The organism is Actinobacillus minor NM305 (assembly GCF_000175195.1).
Taxonomy (GTDB): Bacteria; Pseudomonadota; Gammaproteobacteria; order Enterobacterales; family Pasteurellaceae; genus Haemophilus_A; species Haemophilus_A minor.
Window position 1 is genome coordinate 96379 of sequence record NZ_ACQL01000069.1, and the last position, 16215, is coordinate 112593.

16 protein-coding genes and 1 other RNA gene are annotated in these 16215 nt (G+C 38.7%); 5 read left to right on the forward strand and 12 right to left on the reverse strand.

Annotated features, from left to right (window positions below; translation table 11 throughout):
* Nucleotides 1-24: 24 nt before the first annotated feature.
* Nucleotides 25-2853, reverse strand: coding sequence for an excinuclease ABC subunit UvrA (gene uvrA / locus AM305_RS03890; protein WP_005823320.1), 2829 nt, complete (start codon nucleotides 2851-2853; stop codon nucleotides 25-27).
* A 146-nt stretch (nucleotides 2854-2999) separates the two neighbouring features.
* Between uvrA and AM305_RS03895 the strand changes: the two genes are divergently transcribed.
* Nucleotides 3000-3527 (forward strand): single-stranded DNA-binding protein, encoded by a 528-nt coding sequence (locus AM305_RS03895; RefSeq protein WP_005823321.1) that lies wholly within the window; start codon nucleotides 3000-3002, stop codon nucleotides 3525-3527.
* A gap of 56 nt (nucleotides 3528-3583) precedes the next feature.
* Here the strand turns inward: AM305_RS03895 and AM305_RS03900 are convergent, their stop codons facing one another.
* Nucleotides 3584-5536, reverse strand: a complete 1953-nt coding sequence (locus AM305_RS03900; protein WP_005823322.1) for an LTA synthase family protein — start codon at nucleotides 5534-5536, stop codon at nucleotides 3584-3586.
* A 228-nt stretch (nucleotides 5537-5764) separates the two neighbouring features.
* Between AM305_RS03900 and xseB the strand changes: the two genes are divergently transcribed.
* Nucleotides 5765-5989, forward strand: a complete 225-nt coding sequence (gene xseB, locus AM305_RS03905; RefSeq protein ID WP_005823323.1) for an exodeoxyribonuclease VII small subunit — start codon at nucleotides 5765-5767, stop codon at nucleotides 5987-5989.
* Nucleotides 5982-6881: a (2E,6E)-farnesyl diphosphate synthase gene (ispA, locus tag AM305_RS03910; protein WP_005823324.1), complete on the forward strand. Its 900-nt coding sequence runs from the start codon at nucleotides 5982-5984 to the stop codon at nucleotides 6879-6881. Before xseB ends, ispA begins: the two co-directional genes overlap by 8 nt.
* A gap of 52 nt (nucleotides 6882-6933) precedes the next feature.
* Here the strand turns inward: ispA and AM305_RS03915 are convergent, their stop codons facing one another.
* A complete protein-coding gene (locus tag AM305_RS03915) occupies nucleotides 6934-7875 on the reverse strand; it encodes a Kdo(2)-lipid IV(A) acyltransferase (RefSeq protein WP_005823325.1) in 942 nt (313 codons plus the stop codon).
* Between the two features lie 182 nt (nucleotides 7876-8057).
* On the opposite strand from AM305_RS03915, the gene hpf reads away from it, so the two are divergent.
* Nucleotides 8058-8342: a ribosome hibernation-promoting factor, HPF/YfiA family gene (gene hpf, locus AM305_RS03920; protein WP_005823326.1), complete on the forward strand. Its 285-nt coding sequence runs from the start codon at nucleotides 8058-8060 to the stop codon at nucleotides 8340-8342.
* 54 nt (nucleotides 8343-8396) lie between these two features.
* Here the strand turns inward: hpf and truA are convergent, their stop codons facing one another.
* Both truA and folE read right to left on the reverse strand, forming a co-directional pair.
* On the reverse strand, nucleotides 8397-9185 hold the full coding sequence (gene truA, locus AM305_RS03925) for a tRNA pseudouridine(38-40) synthase TruA (RefSeq protein WP_005823327.1): 789 nt from the start codon (nucleotides 9183-9185) through the stop codon (nucleotides 8397-8399).
* 29 nt (nucleotides 9186-9214) lie between these two features.
* Entirely contained in the window at nucleotides 9215-9871 is a 657-nt protein-coding gene (gene folE / locus AM305_RS03930; RefSeq protein ID WP_193594263.1) for a GTP cyclohydrolase I FolE, read from the reverse strand.
* 118 nt (nucleotides 9872-9989) lie between these two features.
* Here folE and AM305_RS03935 point away from each other — a divergent pair, with 118 nt between their 5' ends.
* On the forward strand, nucleotides 9990-10691 hold the full coding sequence (locus AM305_RS03935) for a 3-deoxy-D-manno-octulosonic acid kinase (RefSeq protein WP_005823329.1): 702 nt from the start codon (nucleotides 9990-9992) through the stop codon (nucleotides 10689-10691).
* A gap of 37 nt (nucleotides 10692-10728) precedes the next feature.
* Here AM305_RS03935 and AM305_RS03940 read toward each other — a convergent pair whose 3' ends face one another.
* From AM305_RS03940 to AM305_RS03965, 7 genes are all read right to left on the reverse strand, one after another.
* Nucleotides 10729-11721 (reverse strand): nickel/cobalt transporter, encoded by a 993-nt coding sequence (locus AM305_RS03940; RefSeq protein ID WP_005823330.1) that lies wholly within the window; start codon nucleotides 11719-11721, stop codon nucleotides 10729-10731.
* Nucleotides 11712-12329: a DUF1007 family protein gene (locus tag AM305_RS03945; protein WP_035293877.1), complete on the reverse strand. Its 618-nt coding sequence runs from the start codon at nucleotides 12327-12329 to the stop codon at nucleotides 11712-11714. The genes AM305_RS03940 and AM305_RS03945 overlap by 10 nt, the downstream gene beginning before the upstream one ends.
* Nucleotides 12330-12387: 58 nt before the next feature.
* Nucleotides 12388-12766: RNase P RNA component class A (gene rnpB, locus AM305_RS11805), an RNA gene on the reverse strand.
* 42 nt (nucleotides 12767-12808) lie between these two features.
* A complete protein-coding gene (locus AM305_RS03950) occupies nucleotides 12809-13039 on the reverse strand; it encodes a sulfurtransferase TusA family protein (RefSeq protein ID WP_005823332.1) in 231 nt (76 codons plus the stop codon).
* A gap of 53 nt (nucleotides 13040-13092) precedes the next feature.
* Entirely contained in the window at nucleotides 13093-13605 is a 513-nt protein-coding gene (locus tag AM305_RS03955) for a GNAT family N-acetyltransferase (protein WP_005823333.1), read from the reverse strand.
* A 39-nt stretch (nucleotides 13606-13644) separates the two neighbouring features.
* A complete protein-coding gene (narQ, locus tag AM305_RS03960; protein WP_005823334.1) occupies nucleotides 13645-15363 on the reverse strand; it encodes a nitrate/nitrite two-component system sensor histidine kinase NarQ in 1719 nt (572 codons plus the stop codon).
* Entirely contained in the window at nucleotides 15363-16181 is an 819-nt protein-coding gene (locus tag AM305_RS03965) for a pyridoxal phosphatase (protein WP_005823335.1), read from the reverse strand. Before AM305_RS03965 ends, narQ begins: the two co-directional genes overlap by 1 nt.
* Nucleotides 16182-16215: the final 34 nt, after the last annotated feature.

The following is a 16215-nucleotide window of genomic DNA, read 5'->3' on the forward strand; positions in this document are numbered from 1 at the left end:
CGCTTGTTGATATAGTTTTGCCAATTATTTTTTCTGTAAGATATCCTTTAAAAATCTCGCCGTATGTGAACCTTGATGTTTTGCGACCTCTTCCGGCGTACCCGTTGCAATAATCTGCCCACCACCAGAACCACCTTCCGGACCTAAATCCACAATCCAGTCTGCGGTTTTAATCACATCTAGGTTATGCTCAATCACTACAATGGTATTTCCTTGATCACGTAAACGATGTAACACGCCTAATAATTGCTTAATATCGGCAAAATGTAGCCCTGTCGTTGGTTCATCTAGGATATAGAGTGTTTTCCCTGTATCTCGTTTTGAAAGTTCGGTTGCCAATTTAACACGCTGAGCCTCTCCTCCTGAAAGTGTCGTTGATGACTGCCCTAGTCGAATATAAGATAGCCCAACGTCTATCAAGGTTTGCAATTTGCGTGCAATAGCCGGAACAGGATCGAAAAATTCTCTAGCTTCTTCCACGGTCATATCCAATACTTGATGAATGGTTTTGCCTTTATAACGAATTTCGAGGGTTTCTCGATTGTAACGCTTACCTTTGCATTGATCACAAGGCACATAAACATCAGGCAGGAAGTGCATTTCAACTTTGATTACTCCATCGCCTTGGCAAGCCTCGCAACGTCCGCCCCGTACGTTAAAGCTAAAACGACCAACATTGTAGCCTCTGGCTCGAGCTTCTTGTGTGCCGGCAAACAATTCTCGAATAGGGGTAAATAAACCTGTATAAGTTGCCGGATTTGAACGAGGCGTTCGTCCAATAGGACTTTGGTCAATATCAATGACTTTATCAAAATGGGCCAAACCTTCAATACTGTCATAAGGTGCTACATCTGTTCTTTCAGCCCGATTTAAAGCATTTTGCGCAAGTGGGAAAAGCGTATCGTTGATCAAAGTTGATTTGCCTGAACCGGACACACCGGTAATACAAGTAAATAAGCCAACCGGAATATCTAGTTGCACATTTTTTAGGTTATTTCCTTTCGCCCCTTTTAACGTAAGGACTTTCTTCTCATCATAAGGAATGCGCTTCGCAGGCACTTCTATCTTCTGTTTACCAGATAAAAACTGCCCAGTAATAGAAGCTTCCACTTGCATAATTTCTTCCGCTGTGCCTTGAGCGATAATGTTCCCACCATGCACACCGGCACCCGGTCCAATATCAACAATATGATCTGCCGCTCGAATAGCATCTTCATCGTGTTCAACCACAATGACGGTATTTCCTAAATTGCGTAAATGTAATAAGGTATTCAAAAGTCGTTCATTATCACGTTGATGTAATCCGATTGAGGGCTCATCAAGCACATACATAACGCCAACTAAACCTGCGCCAATCTGGCTTGCCAAACGAATACGTTGAGCCTCGCCCCCTGACAAAGTTTCTGCTGAGCGAGATAACGAAAGATAATTTAACCCGACATTCACTAAGAACTGCAAACGCTCACGGATCTCTTTTAAGATTTTTTCTGCAATTTTGGCTTTTTGCCCATTTAGCGTTAATTCTTCAAAGAAAGTTAATGCTTCCCCAATTGATTTTTCCGATACCATCGGTAAATTGGTTTTATCTAAAAATACATAACGAGCTTCTTTTCTCAAACGAGAACCGCTGCAATCCAAACAAGGACGGTTATTGATATATTTTGCTAGCTCTTCTCGAACGGCATTCGACTCCGTTTCTTTATAACGGCGAGCCATATTATTCAGTACGCCTTCAAAAGCGTGCTTACGCTTAACTTTATCGCCTCGATCATTCACATAAACAAATTCAATTTCATCTTTTGAGCCGTTTAAAATAATTTCTTGGTGTTTTTTAGAAAGCTGATTAAATGGTTTTTCAATATCAAAACCATAATGTTCTGCCACGGCTTTTAATAAACCAAAATAGTAAAAACTACGGCGATCCCAGCCCTTAATCGCACCGCTTGCAAGTGAAACATCAGCATTTTGAACCACTTTTTGCGGATCAAAATACTGTTCAACGCCCAATCCATCGCAAGTAGGACAAGCCCCGGCAGGGTTATTAAATGAGAATAGGCGAGGTTCTAATTCATGTAGCGAATAGCCACAATGCGGACACGCAAAACTGGAAGAAAAGACTAATTCTTCCGCATTAGGATCGTCCATATCCGCAATAATTGCCGTCGAGCCGGAAAGGTCTAACGCCGTTTCAAAAGATTCCGCTAAACGTGTTGCAATATCACTTCGCACTTTAAAGCGATCAACCACAACTTCAATGGTATGTTTTTTTTGTAATTCCAATTTAGGTGGATCGGATAAATCGCAAATTTCACCATCAATTCGAGCCCGAATATAGCCGTTAGCAGTCAAATTTTCTAATAATTTTACGTGTTCCCCTTTTCGATCTTTCACGACAGGGGCTAGCAACATTAAACGTTTGCCTTCCGGTTCTTCCAGCACACGATCAACCATCTGTGAAATCGTTTGTGCCGCTAATGGTATATCGTGATCAGGACAACGAGGATCGCCCACACGCGCAAACAATAAACGTAAATAATCGTGAATTTCGGTTACTGTACCAACCGTAGAACGAGGGTTATGCGATGTTGATTTTTGTTCAATTGAAATCGCCGGTGATAGCCCTTCGATATGATCAACATCAGGCTTTTCCATTAACGATAAGAATTGACGAGCATAGGCGGATAAACTTTCAACATAGCGGCGTTGCCCTTCTGCATAAAGGGTATCAAAGGCTAAAGATGATTTACCTGAGCCGGACAAGCCCGTGATCACAATAAATTTATCTCTCGGCAGTGTTAGGTTTATATTTTTTAGGTTGTGGGTTCTTGCACCACGAATATCAATTTGTTTCATGCTCCCTCACATAAAATGGGAAATAATGTTTATTATGCCATAAAAACAAAAACTGTACAAAATATCAGTTTATCCTAGCATTTTTTATTTAAAGCGGTTAGAATACGCCAAAATTTTACAAATTCATTCAGCTTAAAGAGGTTTTTATGGCGGGTATCAATAAAGTTATTATTGTTGGTAATTTAGGAAACGATCCGGAAATGCGTACAATGCCAAACGGTGAAGCCGTGGCAAATATCAGTGTCGCAACAAGTGAAAGCTGGACGGACAAAAATACAGGCGAACGCCGTGAAATCACAGAATGGCATCGTATTGTGTTCTATCGCCGCCAAGCTGAAGTTGCAGGCCAATACTTACGCAAAGGTTCGCAGGTTTACGTTGAAGGACGTTTACGCACACGTAAATGGCAAGACCAAAACGGTCAAGATCGCTATACCACAGAAATTCAAGGCGATGTGCTACAAATGTTAGGCGGTCGTAATCAAGGTGGCGATTTCGGCGGTGGACAATCTTGGGGCGGTAATGCGCAAACACAACCGGCAGGCAACAATTATAATCAAGGTAATAGTGGCTATGGTTACGATCAAACTTCAGCGCCTCGTCCACAACAGACAAAACCAGCTGCACCGGCAGAACCGGTTATGAACAACTTTGATGATGATATTCCGTTCTAAGTTACTGCTATAAAGGTATAAAAAAACCAGCTGCACGCTGGTTTTTTGTACAATTTTTATTTTGTTTTAGGTAAACGATATAACTGGTTTTTATATAGATAACTACCTAATAACGCATGCGCTAACGCCTCTTTTTTCTGCTCTTCTGGCAAATCTTTTGCGATCAGTTTTTCGTTGGCTTTGTCATATTGATAGCCTTCAATCGGTAAATTTGGGCGCATTACGATAACATCATTATTCCCTTTTAGCATCGCTTGAGTGCCGTCATACTGCATAATTGCACGATCCGGATTAACGTTTTTAGTCAAATCATAGCCAATCATTGGGTATTCACCACTTATCCCAGCGAGAGAAAGCAAGGTTGTAGGCATATCAATTTGGCTCACTAAGCGACTATCACGTTTTGCTTCAATTCCTTCACCTAAAAATAGCCCCGGGATACGGAAATGTTTAATTGGCACAAGATGATCGCCCGCAGCTCGTGAGTCGTGATCGGCTATGACTAAAAAGAGAGTATCTTTCCAATAATTCGATTTCTTCGCTAAATTAAAGAAATGTCCTAACGCATAATCCGCATATTTCGCTGCATTATTACGGGTTTGTTTAGGCTGTTCATAAAGTTCAATTTTGCCATCAGGGAATTCAAACGGGTCGTGATTACTTGAACTAAAAACTAAGCTAAAAAATGGCTTGCCCTCTTGTTGTAACTGCGTGAAAGTTTCATTTGCTTTATCAAATAAATCTTCATCACTCATCCCCCAAGTCGCTTTAAATTTTGGATTGACATAATCTTTTTCATCAATAATGCGACTGAAACCATTCCCATAGAAGAAACTTGCCATATTATCAAAATGCTTTTCACCACCATAAATAAATGAGGTGTCATAACCTTGACGGCGTAATAATTCCGCAATACTGAAGAAGTTATTTTGGCTCTTCGTTAATTTGACAACAGCACGAGCCGGTGTCGGCGTGAAGCCAGTCGTAACAGCTTCAATACCACGTACCGAACGCGTTCCTGTGGCATAAAGATTTTCAAATAGCCAACCTTCTTTTGCTAAATTATCAAAATTAGGGGTAAGTGGTTTTCCACCTAAAGTACCAACAAATTGCGCCCCTAAACTTTCTTCCAAAATAATCACGATATTTTTAGGTTTTCCCTGATAGGTCGCTTGGTTATAAGTAAGCGTTGGGATCTCTGTTGAAATATAATCACTCGCCGGTCTGCCCCTCGCATTTTTTACACGTTCGAACATCTCTTCTTCGGACATTTTGCCATATTGTTCCGAGGACTTTTCTTCATCTTTTAGTTGTTGAACAGCATATAAAACAGAGTATCCGGAACTCAGCACTAAAGAGTTCACTAATGGATCACTTGAAAATGCCACCATTGCCGGATTGATACCACGATGAGCAAAGCTTGAACGCCCTCCGGCAAAAACTAAAGCAGCAACCAGTAACCCAATTAATGGGCGAAATTTCCAATGAGGATAACGGATATGTTGAACAGCCCAACCCGATAACTTCCAGTAGATTACGCTCGAAAGAACCAATGCGACTAAACTAATAATAACCGTAGTCAAATGCCCATTGATTAACATCGTTGCCACTTCTTTCGGACTAACCAAATACTCAATAAATAAACGATTTGGACGTAAGTCAAAAGTTTCAATAAAGTTCGGTGTAGCCACTTCCATAAATAAAATGAAAATGGAACCTAAGGTTAGCCAAATACGTAAAATGATTTGCCACACTTTTCCTAATCTATTTTGATTTAAAAACAGTGCAGTAAATAATGCAGGAATACCAAAAAGCCAGCAAAGTGCAGAAACATCTATGCGTAGCCCTTGTAAGAAAAGTTGAACCCAACCATCTACGGCTGAAACACGCTCAGATTGCCATAACGCTAATCCTAAACGAGAAATAAATAGAACGATCAAGTTGACCGCAAAGAAAAATAACACCGGAAAGAGAATAAAACGGTGAGGTGATTTATTTGATTGCTGCATAGCAACTCCAAAGGGAAATAAAGAAAAAAGCTCAAATTCATGTTATTTTGAAATAGGTTGAAACCAACATAAATTCAGCATTAAGGCACTCTTTTTACCTGAAAGTTCCTGCTTTTTCAAACTGTATTTCACTGAATAGTTAAAACAAGCGGTTAAAAATCAAAAGGTATTTGCAAATCCTTTTCCTGAACGGTAAACTTTTCATTATTTTTTACTTTTTTCATCACTATGGCAAAGAAACCTACCCCTGATTTTGAAAGCACTTTAAAAGAACTTGAAGCAATTGTTAATCATTTAGAAGCAGGCGATCTACCTTTAGAAGAAGCTCTAAATGAATTTGAAACAGCCATTAAATTAGTTCAACAAGGTCAAGAACGTTTACAAAATGCAGAACAGCGTATTCAAATTCTCCTCAATAAAAACGAGCAAGCGGATTTAGTGGATTATGAATAACGAGTATGAACTAAAAACAGATCTCGTTACCTTTCAGCAACGAGTAAATCAATTTATTGAGCAAGAATTAAAGCAATACTCTGCTCACCATTCCCCATTGATTGATGCGATGGCTTATGCTGTCTTGCTCGGAGGGAAACGTGTTCGTCCCTTTTTAATCTATGCAACGGGGAGAATGTTAGGTGTATCACTTAAGGCTCTAGACCATTCAGCAGCTGCCATGGAGTCCATTCATGCATATTCATTAGTTCATGATGATCTTCCTGCCATGGATGATGACAAACTTCGCCGAGGCAAACCGACTTGTCATATTGCTTTTGATGAAGCCACCGCTATTTTAGCCGGAGATTCTCTACAAACCTTTGCTTTTGAGTTAATCGCTAAAGATCCGTTCTTAACGGATTTGCAAAAAATCAAACAAATTCAATCGCTTGCAAAAGCAGCCGGTGCTAAAGGTATGTGTTTAGGGCAAAGTTTGGATTTAATTTCTGAAAATAAAGCGATTTCACTTTCTGAATTAGAGTTAATTCATCGAAATAAAACTGGAGCACTGATTGTAGCATCTGTACTTATGGGTTTTAATCTCTCTGATTACGCACAAGATGAGAAGATTAAAAATGCACTGGAGTGCTATGCAAAAGCGATTGGTTTAGCGTTCCAAGTGCAAGATGATATTTTAGATGTCATTGGTGATACGGATAAAATTGGTAAAACCGCAGGCTCGGATGAATCACTGAATAAAAGTACCTACCCAAAACTATTGGGGTTAGAAGGTGCGATGGAAAAAGCACAGAGTTTATATCAAACCGCATTAAAAGCTTTAGATGAACTTCCTTTTGATACGAGAGCATTAAAAGCATTAGCACATTTTATTATTCAGCGAGAAAGCTAATTTTTTATCCCCATGAATAAGGGCTGCTCAATGAGAAGCTGCCCTTTTTCTTTTAATCATACAAACTATGATCGGTTTCATTAGGTCGCGTTTTAAATCGGCGATGTAGCCACATGTATTGTTCTAGCGCCTGCATAATTTCTTTTTCAATCAATTGATTCATTTTTATCGCTGTACTTATTTCATCATTGCAATGACAAAAATCAACGGCAGCACTAATTTTTACCGTATAACCAGAGAAATCAGCATGTCGAATCGGAGAAAATGGTACCACAACGGTATTCGGCGTTGATTTTAATAACATACGTGTTCCTGCCGTTGTACAAGCCTCTTTTACCGCAAAGAATGGCACAAATACGCTGTTTTTACGCCCATAATCATGATCTGGAGCATACCAAATCGTTTCTCCTGCCTTCAATGCTTTAATCATACCTCGCAGATCATTACGATTAAGCATCGCTTTATTTGAGCGTATCCGTCCTCTAAATTGAATCCAATCTAACAAAGGGTTATCGTTAGGACGATAGACACCAACGCCTTGGTGATGTAAACCAACAATTCTCGCCCCCAATTCTAAAGTTAAGAAATGTACCCCAACAAACAGAATACCTGTTCCTTCCGGATAATTTTTGAGGTGTTCCAATCCCTCTACTTTCGACCATTTTAAAATACGTTTATCCGACCAAAACCACGCCATTCCCGTTTCAATAATTGCCATGCCAACCGATTCAATATTTTTCGTTAAGATATGTTGAATCTCAGCATCTGAATAATGCGGAAAGCAGAGTGCTAAATTGCGTTGTGCAATACGTAAGCGGCGTTTCCCAAAGCCTAATGATGCAAATAATTTGCCTAAGCCTTTGCCAATTAAAACTAAAACAGGATATGGTAAGCAAAGGATTGCTCTAAAAACCACTAACCCAATCCATAATCCCCAAAATTTGGGCGATAAAAAGTGCCATTGAAATGGCGGGAGTTGTTTTTTATTTTCCATATATACGATTTCTCATCAATATCACGGGGTAATTATAGCCAAAAAAGGGATAAAAAAGTATAAAAGTGTTAAGTGGATCACAAATTTGAAAATTATTTGAAAATTGCTCTTGAATTATTGGAGCAAAAGGCATATTTTTGGAGTAAAGGAAAACACAATCAACTCAAAAAGAGGAAAACGTTATGTCACTCAATATCTCTAGTAAACAAATGGAAGTAACCCCTGCAATCCGTACCCATATTGAGGAGCGTTTAGCAAAACTCGACAAATATCACACTCAACTGATCAATCCACACTTTATGATTCACAAACAACCTAATAGTTATGAGGTTGAAGCCACTATCGGTAGTCCTTTAGGCGATTTAATTGCAAAAGCTGTTAATGAAGATTTATATAATGCAATCAATGAAGTGGAGAAAAAATTAGAATCACAATTGATTAAACTTAAAGAGAAAAAAGAACATTAATTTTCACTAAATAAAATAAAAGCCAAACGGAGCAAAATCTGTTTGGCTTTTTTGCTAATTATTTTCTAAAAAGAGGGGCCCAAGCTCCCCTTTTGGCAATCCAAAATGTTCCGGATAATGTACATCTACCAGATACAACCCTTCGGCTTTTGCTGTTGGAGCAGCTAACGTACGATCTTTTTGTTCTAATAACCACTTAATCCACTCAGGAGGCTGATTTCCTTGCCCTACCTCGATCAAACTACCAACGATATTTCGCACCATATGATGAACAAAAGCATTTGCTTGAATATCAACAATAATATAAGCACCTAATCGACTTACATTTAAATGATGGATATTTCGCCACGGCGTATGCGATTGACATTTTGCCGCCCTAAAAGAAGAAAAATCATTTTCTCCCAATAAATATTGCCCTGCTTCATGCATTTTCTCGTGATCTAAATCCACGTGATAATGCGAAACACCTTTCGGCAAAATCGCTGAACGTAATTTTCGATTAAAAATAATATAACGGTAACGGCGAGCTGTTGCACTAAAACGGGCATGAAAATCCTCGGGTACTTCTACCGCCCACTTCACGGCAATATCATCAGGCAAATGCGCATTGGTGCCGAAACACCAAGCCTGTAGAGGACGATTCGCATCCGTTTCAAAATGGACAACTTGCCCTGTACCATGTACGCCAGAATCCGTTCGTCCTGCACAAAAAACCTCAACAGGCGAATTCGCCACAGTGGATAAAGCCTCTTCTAATTTTTGCTGAACACTCTCAACACTCTCTTGTCGTTGCCAGCCAAAATAGCGACTGCCATCATATTCAATACCTAATGCAATCTTCATTTTGTAAAAAATCTTTAAAAATAGACCGCTTATTTATTGATAAGCGAAAGAAACTCTTTGCGTGTTTCACGATCTTCTAAAAATACACCACCGAAAGCAGAAGTAACAGTATAGCTATTCGTATCTTTCACGCCACGACATTTCACACAGAAATGCGTTGCTTTCACATAAACCGCCACATCTTCTGTTTCTAAAATGGTTTGGAATGCCGTTAAAATTTGCTCTGTAAAACGCTCTTGCACTTGTGGACGTTGTGCAAAGAACTGTACAACACGGTTAATTTTAGATAAACCGATAACCCATTTTTTAGGGTAATAAGCCACTGCTACTTTGCCATCAATCGTAACAAAATGATGCTCACAAGTTGATGTCAGGGTAATATCATCAACCAACACCATTTCACTTACTTTCATACGGTTTTCGATATTCGTAATTTTTGGAAAAGTCGCATAATCCAATCCGCTAAAAATCTCATCAACATACATTTTAGCTAATCGCTGCGGTGTTTCCTCTAGGCTATCATCACTTAAATCTAACCCCAGTAATTCCATTACGGAACGAAAGTGCGCTTGAATTTCGGCTCGGCGAGTCGATTTATCTTTAGTTAAGGCAATCGTTGGGGTTTCAATCCCTTTTGCAATAAGTGCTTTACGAACTTTTTGTGCTTCTTCTGAAATCGGTGAGATCGTTGTCATTTGGTTTCCTCTCAATTTAAGCGAAAGATTCTAACAAATTGACATCAAAAAAAATAGCTCTAAAATCTAGTAATCCCTTTTAAACATATAAGAACATAGAAGAATAACAATGATTTATTACCATTTTAATCAAACGCTGGTTTCAAAAGCCCACCAACTCGTTCTTGAATCCTTGTTTAATCAGCAAGATTTCATGCATTCAGAACGTTTACTCGGCTTTTCAAAAGGAAGAGGAACAGCTTGGTTTTTAAATACACAAGCAGAGTTAGGTATCAATATTGTCTTGCGCCATTATTATCGTGGTGGATTGTTTGGAAAGATTGTAAAAGATCATTATCTGTTCCGTGGTATCAAACAGACTCGTGCTTATCAAGAGTTTGAGTTACTTCAGAAAATGTATGATTGGGACTTGCCTGTGCCTCGCCCTGTAGGGATTCAGATCAAAAAGTCCATATTTTGCTACCAAGCAAATATCATGCTCGAGAAAATTGAACAGACTCAAGATTTAAGCAAATTACTCCAAAAACAGGCTTTATCTGCGAAACAATACCAACAAATAGGGCAACTTATCCGCCAATTACACAATAAGCAAGTCCATCATTCTGATCTCAACATTCACAATATTTTGCTCGATAGTGCAGAAAAATTTTGGCTGATTGATTTCGATAAATGTCATGTGGAAAAAGGTAACGAATGGAAAAAAGAGAATCTCAACCGCTTACTTCGCTCATTCCGTAAAGAAAAAGGGCGATTAAATATTCTGTTTGATGAAATAGATTGGGAAAATCTACTAAAAGGCTATCACGCTTAATTCTAAACCTCTTAGCTTTTCAACTAAGAGGTTTGTATTATCGCTTAAAAATATGACCGCTTGTTGTTTCAATAAAGCTACTATGTAAAAGCAATATTCCCATCATCATTAAAATAAAGCCGATCCCCCATTTCAAAATCACGGCATATTGCTGAGTTGTTCTGTGTGATAAATACCAATGACTTAACATTACAGCCTTTTGTCTTGCCCAAACCACCAATAATGCAAAAAGCGTGAGGGTAAGCCCTGTCCCCACAGCCATAACAATAGCAGACAACATGCCCCACCAATAAATATTCAACGTATAAGAAAGGAAAAGAACTAAAATTGCCCCCGAACAAGGTCTTGCACCAATACTCAAAACGAGTAAGAGTTGTGTTTTCCAATTTGTTGCTTTTTGCATTTGCGACTGAGAAGGTAAGTGTTGATGACCACAACTACAACTTTCAGAAGATGGATGATGTATATGCGTAAGCGGTCGAATTTGTGTGATTTTTTGCATAGGTTTCGCAGCATGAATTTTAAAAGCTACTTGTGTTTCTCTTTTAGCACGCCATGCTGAATAACACCAATAGCCCCCCAAAACAATCATTACGAAAAAACTCACTCGCTCTACCCATTGCAAAGTAACATTAAAATAGGTTCGAGATAACGTGAAGACGACAACAATAATCGATACTAAAATAATGGCGACAAAGCCCTGCACGAGAGATGCGCCTAAACTCATTTTAACTGCTTGGCGTAATTTAGTTTGCTCTAAAGAGAGATAACTGGTCAAAATAAATTTTCCATGACCTGGCCCTACGGCATGGAAAATACCGTAGAGAAAGCTGATCAATACCAAGGTTACACCTGCTTTCCCTTGTTGCTGACTTAATTGATTTAGCGCACCGGATAGCTGTAAATTAAAGCTCTTTTGCCATTCCATTACCTGATAAAGTAAATAAGGATAAAGCCAATATCCACCTACCAGAAGCAAGAAAACAACAATTCCCCAGCTGAACCATTTAGGCTGAAATTTTATTTGCATGTCATACTTACCTTTTGAGCAAAATGACGACCAAGTGAACCATCTTCCGGTGTTTGATCTTTATCTAAACCTGAAGCATATTGTTTCAATGAATTATCCACTTTAGGTTGAATTAACCGGATTTGACAATTTGAGTCAGTAATGGCGAGTTCTTTTTCACTATTATATTCCATTCCCATATAGTAAGTTGGCTCATAGGTCATCAGAACGGTGGGGAGCTCGCCTAACTGTTGCGGTTTTTCCAAATAAAACTTCACGGTAAAAATAATGCGATTATTTTTAATCTCAAAAGCATAATCTTCAGGCTTATCTGTAAATTTAATCAAATCATTTTTTTGATTATATAAGTAACTGAAATAATGTTCTTCTTTTGCCGTTTCTATCATCTCATTCAAAATAGTGGATTTTGTTTTATCCGGTCTATCACTTGCTTGCAATTCATAAATTAACGTACTTGAAGCGATTTCATCTAACGTCCAGTCCATTTGAAAGCCTGTTAATGTTTTGTCATTCACTAACGCTTTCGTTTTAAGATCAACAAAAGAGTGAGGATGCGCCCAAAGCGATACGGAAAATAAGCTCAAAAGAGAAAAAAAGATATATTTCATAATATTTAAAAAAGAAAAGATACAAAAAAGCGAACCGTTAAAAACGATTCGCTGGAATAAGATGAGTTGGTCGATAAGCCGAGTTCTGTCGTGGACAATCATTCCTCTAGGCGTACATTCACACATACGCTCAAGCAACCTACCCGAATCCTGAGCGGGCCACCCATTGGATTCCTATTTGGTCTTGCTACGAGTGGAGTTTACCGTGCCGTGAAATGTTACCACTCACGCGGTGCGCTCTTACCGCACCCTTTCACCCTTACCAGCCGAAACTGGCGGTCTGCTCTCTGTTGCACTAGTCGTAGGCTCACGCCTCCCAGACGTTATCTGGCACTCTGCCCTGTGTAGCTCGGACTTTCCTCTCGTTTACTTGTCCCACTAGGTCGTATTGCTACGGTTAAGGGCTTCAATAAACCAGCGATTGTCTAACCAACTCAAGCGTAAGTATAACGCATTTGTCCGTTGTTGGAAAGCTAGGTTTAATCTAGAGATACAATGACAAGCTGAATTTCGTCCTCACTTTCTCGTTTTTCCTTTAGAACGAGCCCCATTTCATCACATAACAATTCAAAATCACGAATATCACTTTGTTTATTGAGTCGAAAAAGAATTTGAGTATGAGGAGGAAGCTGTTTCAACGCACGGTGAGCCATCAATACAGGCATAGGACACATATAACCTCTAAAATCTAATCGCCTGATTTCCATCATATCATTTTTTCTCATGATAAGAAAAACTGAAGATCTCCATCTCCAGTCTTTTCCTAAATCTTTTGGAAAGATAACATTAACAAGGTTCGCCACTTATCTTGCCCTTGCTCATCTTTCCCCATATTGGCTATATTCGGGAAACGTCCCCATTGCTCAAAACCATGTTTGTACATTAATTTCTGACTCACTTCATTCATTTCAAACACATATGCCATCAGAGTATGAATACCATGATTTAACATTTCTGCTTGCATAAATTGAATGATCACTGAACCGTAGCCCTTTCCTTTTGCTTTTCCATCTAAATAAATACTGATTTCTGAAGTATGGATAAAAGCGGGCCGCTCATAAAATGGCGAAAAACTGAACCAGCCAGCAATCCCTTCTTCATCTTCCACTGTCCATATGGGATATTTTTCACTTGATAGATGAAAATCAAACCATGCACGGCGATTAGTTGTTGTTGCCAACTCAAGATCTGCCGTAATTTGATGGGTTGGAATGGCTTGATTATAAATAGCTAAAATTGTTTCAAAATCGGCTTCCGTAGATTTGCGTATACGCATTTCTTTTCCTTCTTAAATATGCAAAATTTTCTTTATATTCTACCGCTTGCTAAGCATATTAGGCAAAATAACCATCACTAAAGCCCCCCCTTCTGAGCGATTTTGGATTTTAAATTCGCCATGTAGCTCTGTCGCTCGCTCTTTCATAATGGTTAAACCATAATGCCCTTCAGGCTCTATATCTGTTTCAATACCTTTTCCATTATCACGGATCATTAAACAATGTTCGCCATCGGCATTGGTTTCGGCAATAACCTCTATTTCACTCGCATCCGCATGTTTAATAGCATTAATCACTGCTTCTCGCACAATTTGTAATACGTGAACCTGTTCTTGCGCGCTAAACATTAATGAAGGTAGCTTACAAGTGAGGCTAATCTGTGCAGAAGTTCTTGCTCGTAAGGTATCTAACATTCGTTCCAACGCACTGGTCAAATTAGCTTCTTCTATAGTTAGGCGGAAAGTTGAAAGCAGTTCTCTTAATTGACTATAAGCATCATTTAAAGCTTTCTCAAGATCATTAAGAATGGCTTTTTGCTTTTCCCAATCTTGTTCTATTTCGCCATTACGCTGCAATAGTCTAATCTGAATTTTAAAGAATGTAAGCGATTGAGCGAGAGAATCATGTAGCTCCCTTGCAATAATCGATCGTTCTTCCATAAGAATGAGTTGTTGCTGTTGTTTATGATTTTGTACGACATAAATACTACGCCCAATCATTTCAGCTACGCTTTGTAATAAGCGTTCATCTGGACACAATAAGGAAGATTTCCAACGAAGCATAGCAATTTTCTCATTTTCAATTGCAATCTCATATTGTTGCCACTGTTCGCTTAATAAGTCAGTATCAATCGTAATATTCCAATAGTCTGCCCCATAAACCTCTAAAGCGATGCCTTTTAATTGTTCATTAGCAAGAACCCTCTCTAATACTTGTAAAAGAAGAGTCCTACTGACCGGCTTCGAAGTCAAAATTTGTGAGCAATGATAAAGCACCATCATTGAACGATTCACAGCAGTTAAACGCCGTGTTTTATCCGCAACCTTATCCTCTAATGAGGTATAAAGTTTCTTCAACTCACTCACCATTTGTGTAAAAGTTTTTGATAAAACGCCCAACTCATTTGGCTCATTAATGGCTAAGCTCACATGATCAAAATCTTCTTGCTGAATTTGTTGGCTCGCCAGAACTAATTGATCCAAATGCTTAATGATTCGTTTACGGGTATACCAAATGCCATAATAGGCAAGGGCAATAATAAGCAACATCGAAATCGCAATAACACTAATAGCGATCTTAAGTTTAAACTCCGCAAACTTCTGCAAGGCAGAGACAAAAGCATCTATTTCTTTTACATAATGTTCTATGCGAGATAAATAACTCTCATGATCCTGATGACGAATATACAACGCCATCTCTTCCCATACATCTTTTAGGCGTTGATAGCGTGCTTTTACTTCTTTAGGTAATAAATAGCTTGAATTTAATGCTTGTAATTCCGGAGAGTGTAAGCTGGCTCGATACTCTTCAAGCCTTAATTCAATATTTTCAGGCGCATGGTTCATTTCGTACCAAAAACGATAACTTTGGTAGCGTAATGAACCTGATACGTTGATAAGGCTCGCATCTGATTTATTGCTCCACATAATACCAAGAGAAATGCCACTAATTAACGTGGCAAATCCGATAATAATAAAGAAATATAATCCAATGCGCCTTGCAATTGAATTTTTAGGGTTAATGACAAACGTATTCATTAAAGATTAAACAATGTTGTGAGTTCTTGTGCAATACTATCTTGATCGTGAGATCCAATGGTTTTCTTCGCGCGTTGCTGAACTTCCGCTTCTGAACCGCCCATTGCAACGCCTAAACCAACAAGCTCTAACATCGAAATATCATTAAAGTTATCGCCAAATGCCACAACATTTTGAGGAGAAATACCTTCACGTTCAAGTAATTTAGCCAACATCGCCCCTTTACTATTCCCTACTGCCGTAATATCAACACGATCTATCCAAGACCATTCCGGACTAACTTGATCAAGCGGTAATGTTTTTACAAAATTTTGCATTTTATCTAAGTCAGGATCACTGATAAGTACTTTCCAAACTAACGTACCTTTATCAATTTCTTTTTGGAATTTTTCAACTTGATGAACATCCGGACGAACCAATTCAGGACAAGAATCTACCCATTTTTTGAATTTAGTGAAATGTGGGTTAAGTTGTTCATAGGTCATTGCATCACGGAAGTAAACTGCAGTATGGATTCCTTCGGCTTGAGCTTGATTGATCAATTGTGAAGCAAGCTTCGCGGATAACGGATTTCCTTCAAGCACTTTATCTTGCTTAAAATCATATAAATAAGTGCCATTACAACAAACTACGGGAGTATCTAATCCAATTTCTGCATAATATGGTCGAACAGCAGTATGATGGCGACCTGTTACAAAAAAAACTTTAATGCCTTTTTCTCTTATTCTTTGAATAGCTTGCTTACTTGACTCTAAAATGGTGGCTTGTGAAGAAAGTAAAGTGCCGTCTAAATCAAAAGCTACTGCTTGGTAAGTCATAAATCTCTCCGTATATAAAAATAAAGGGTAACCC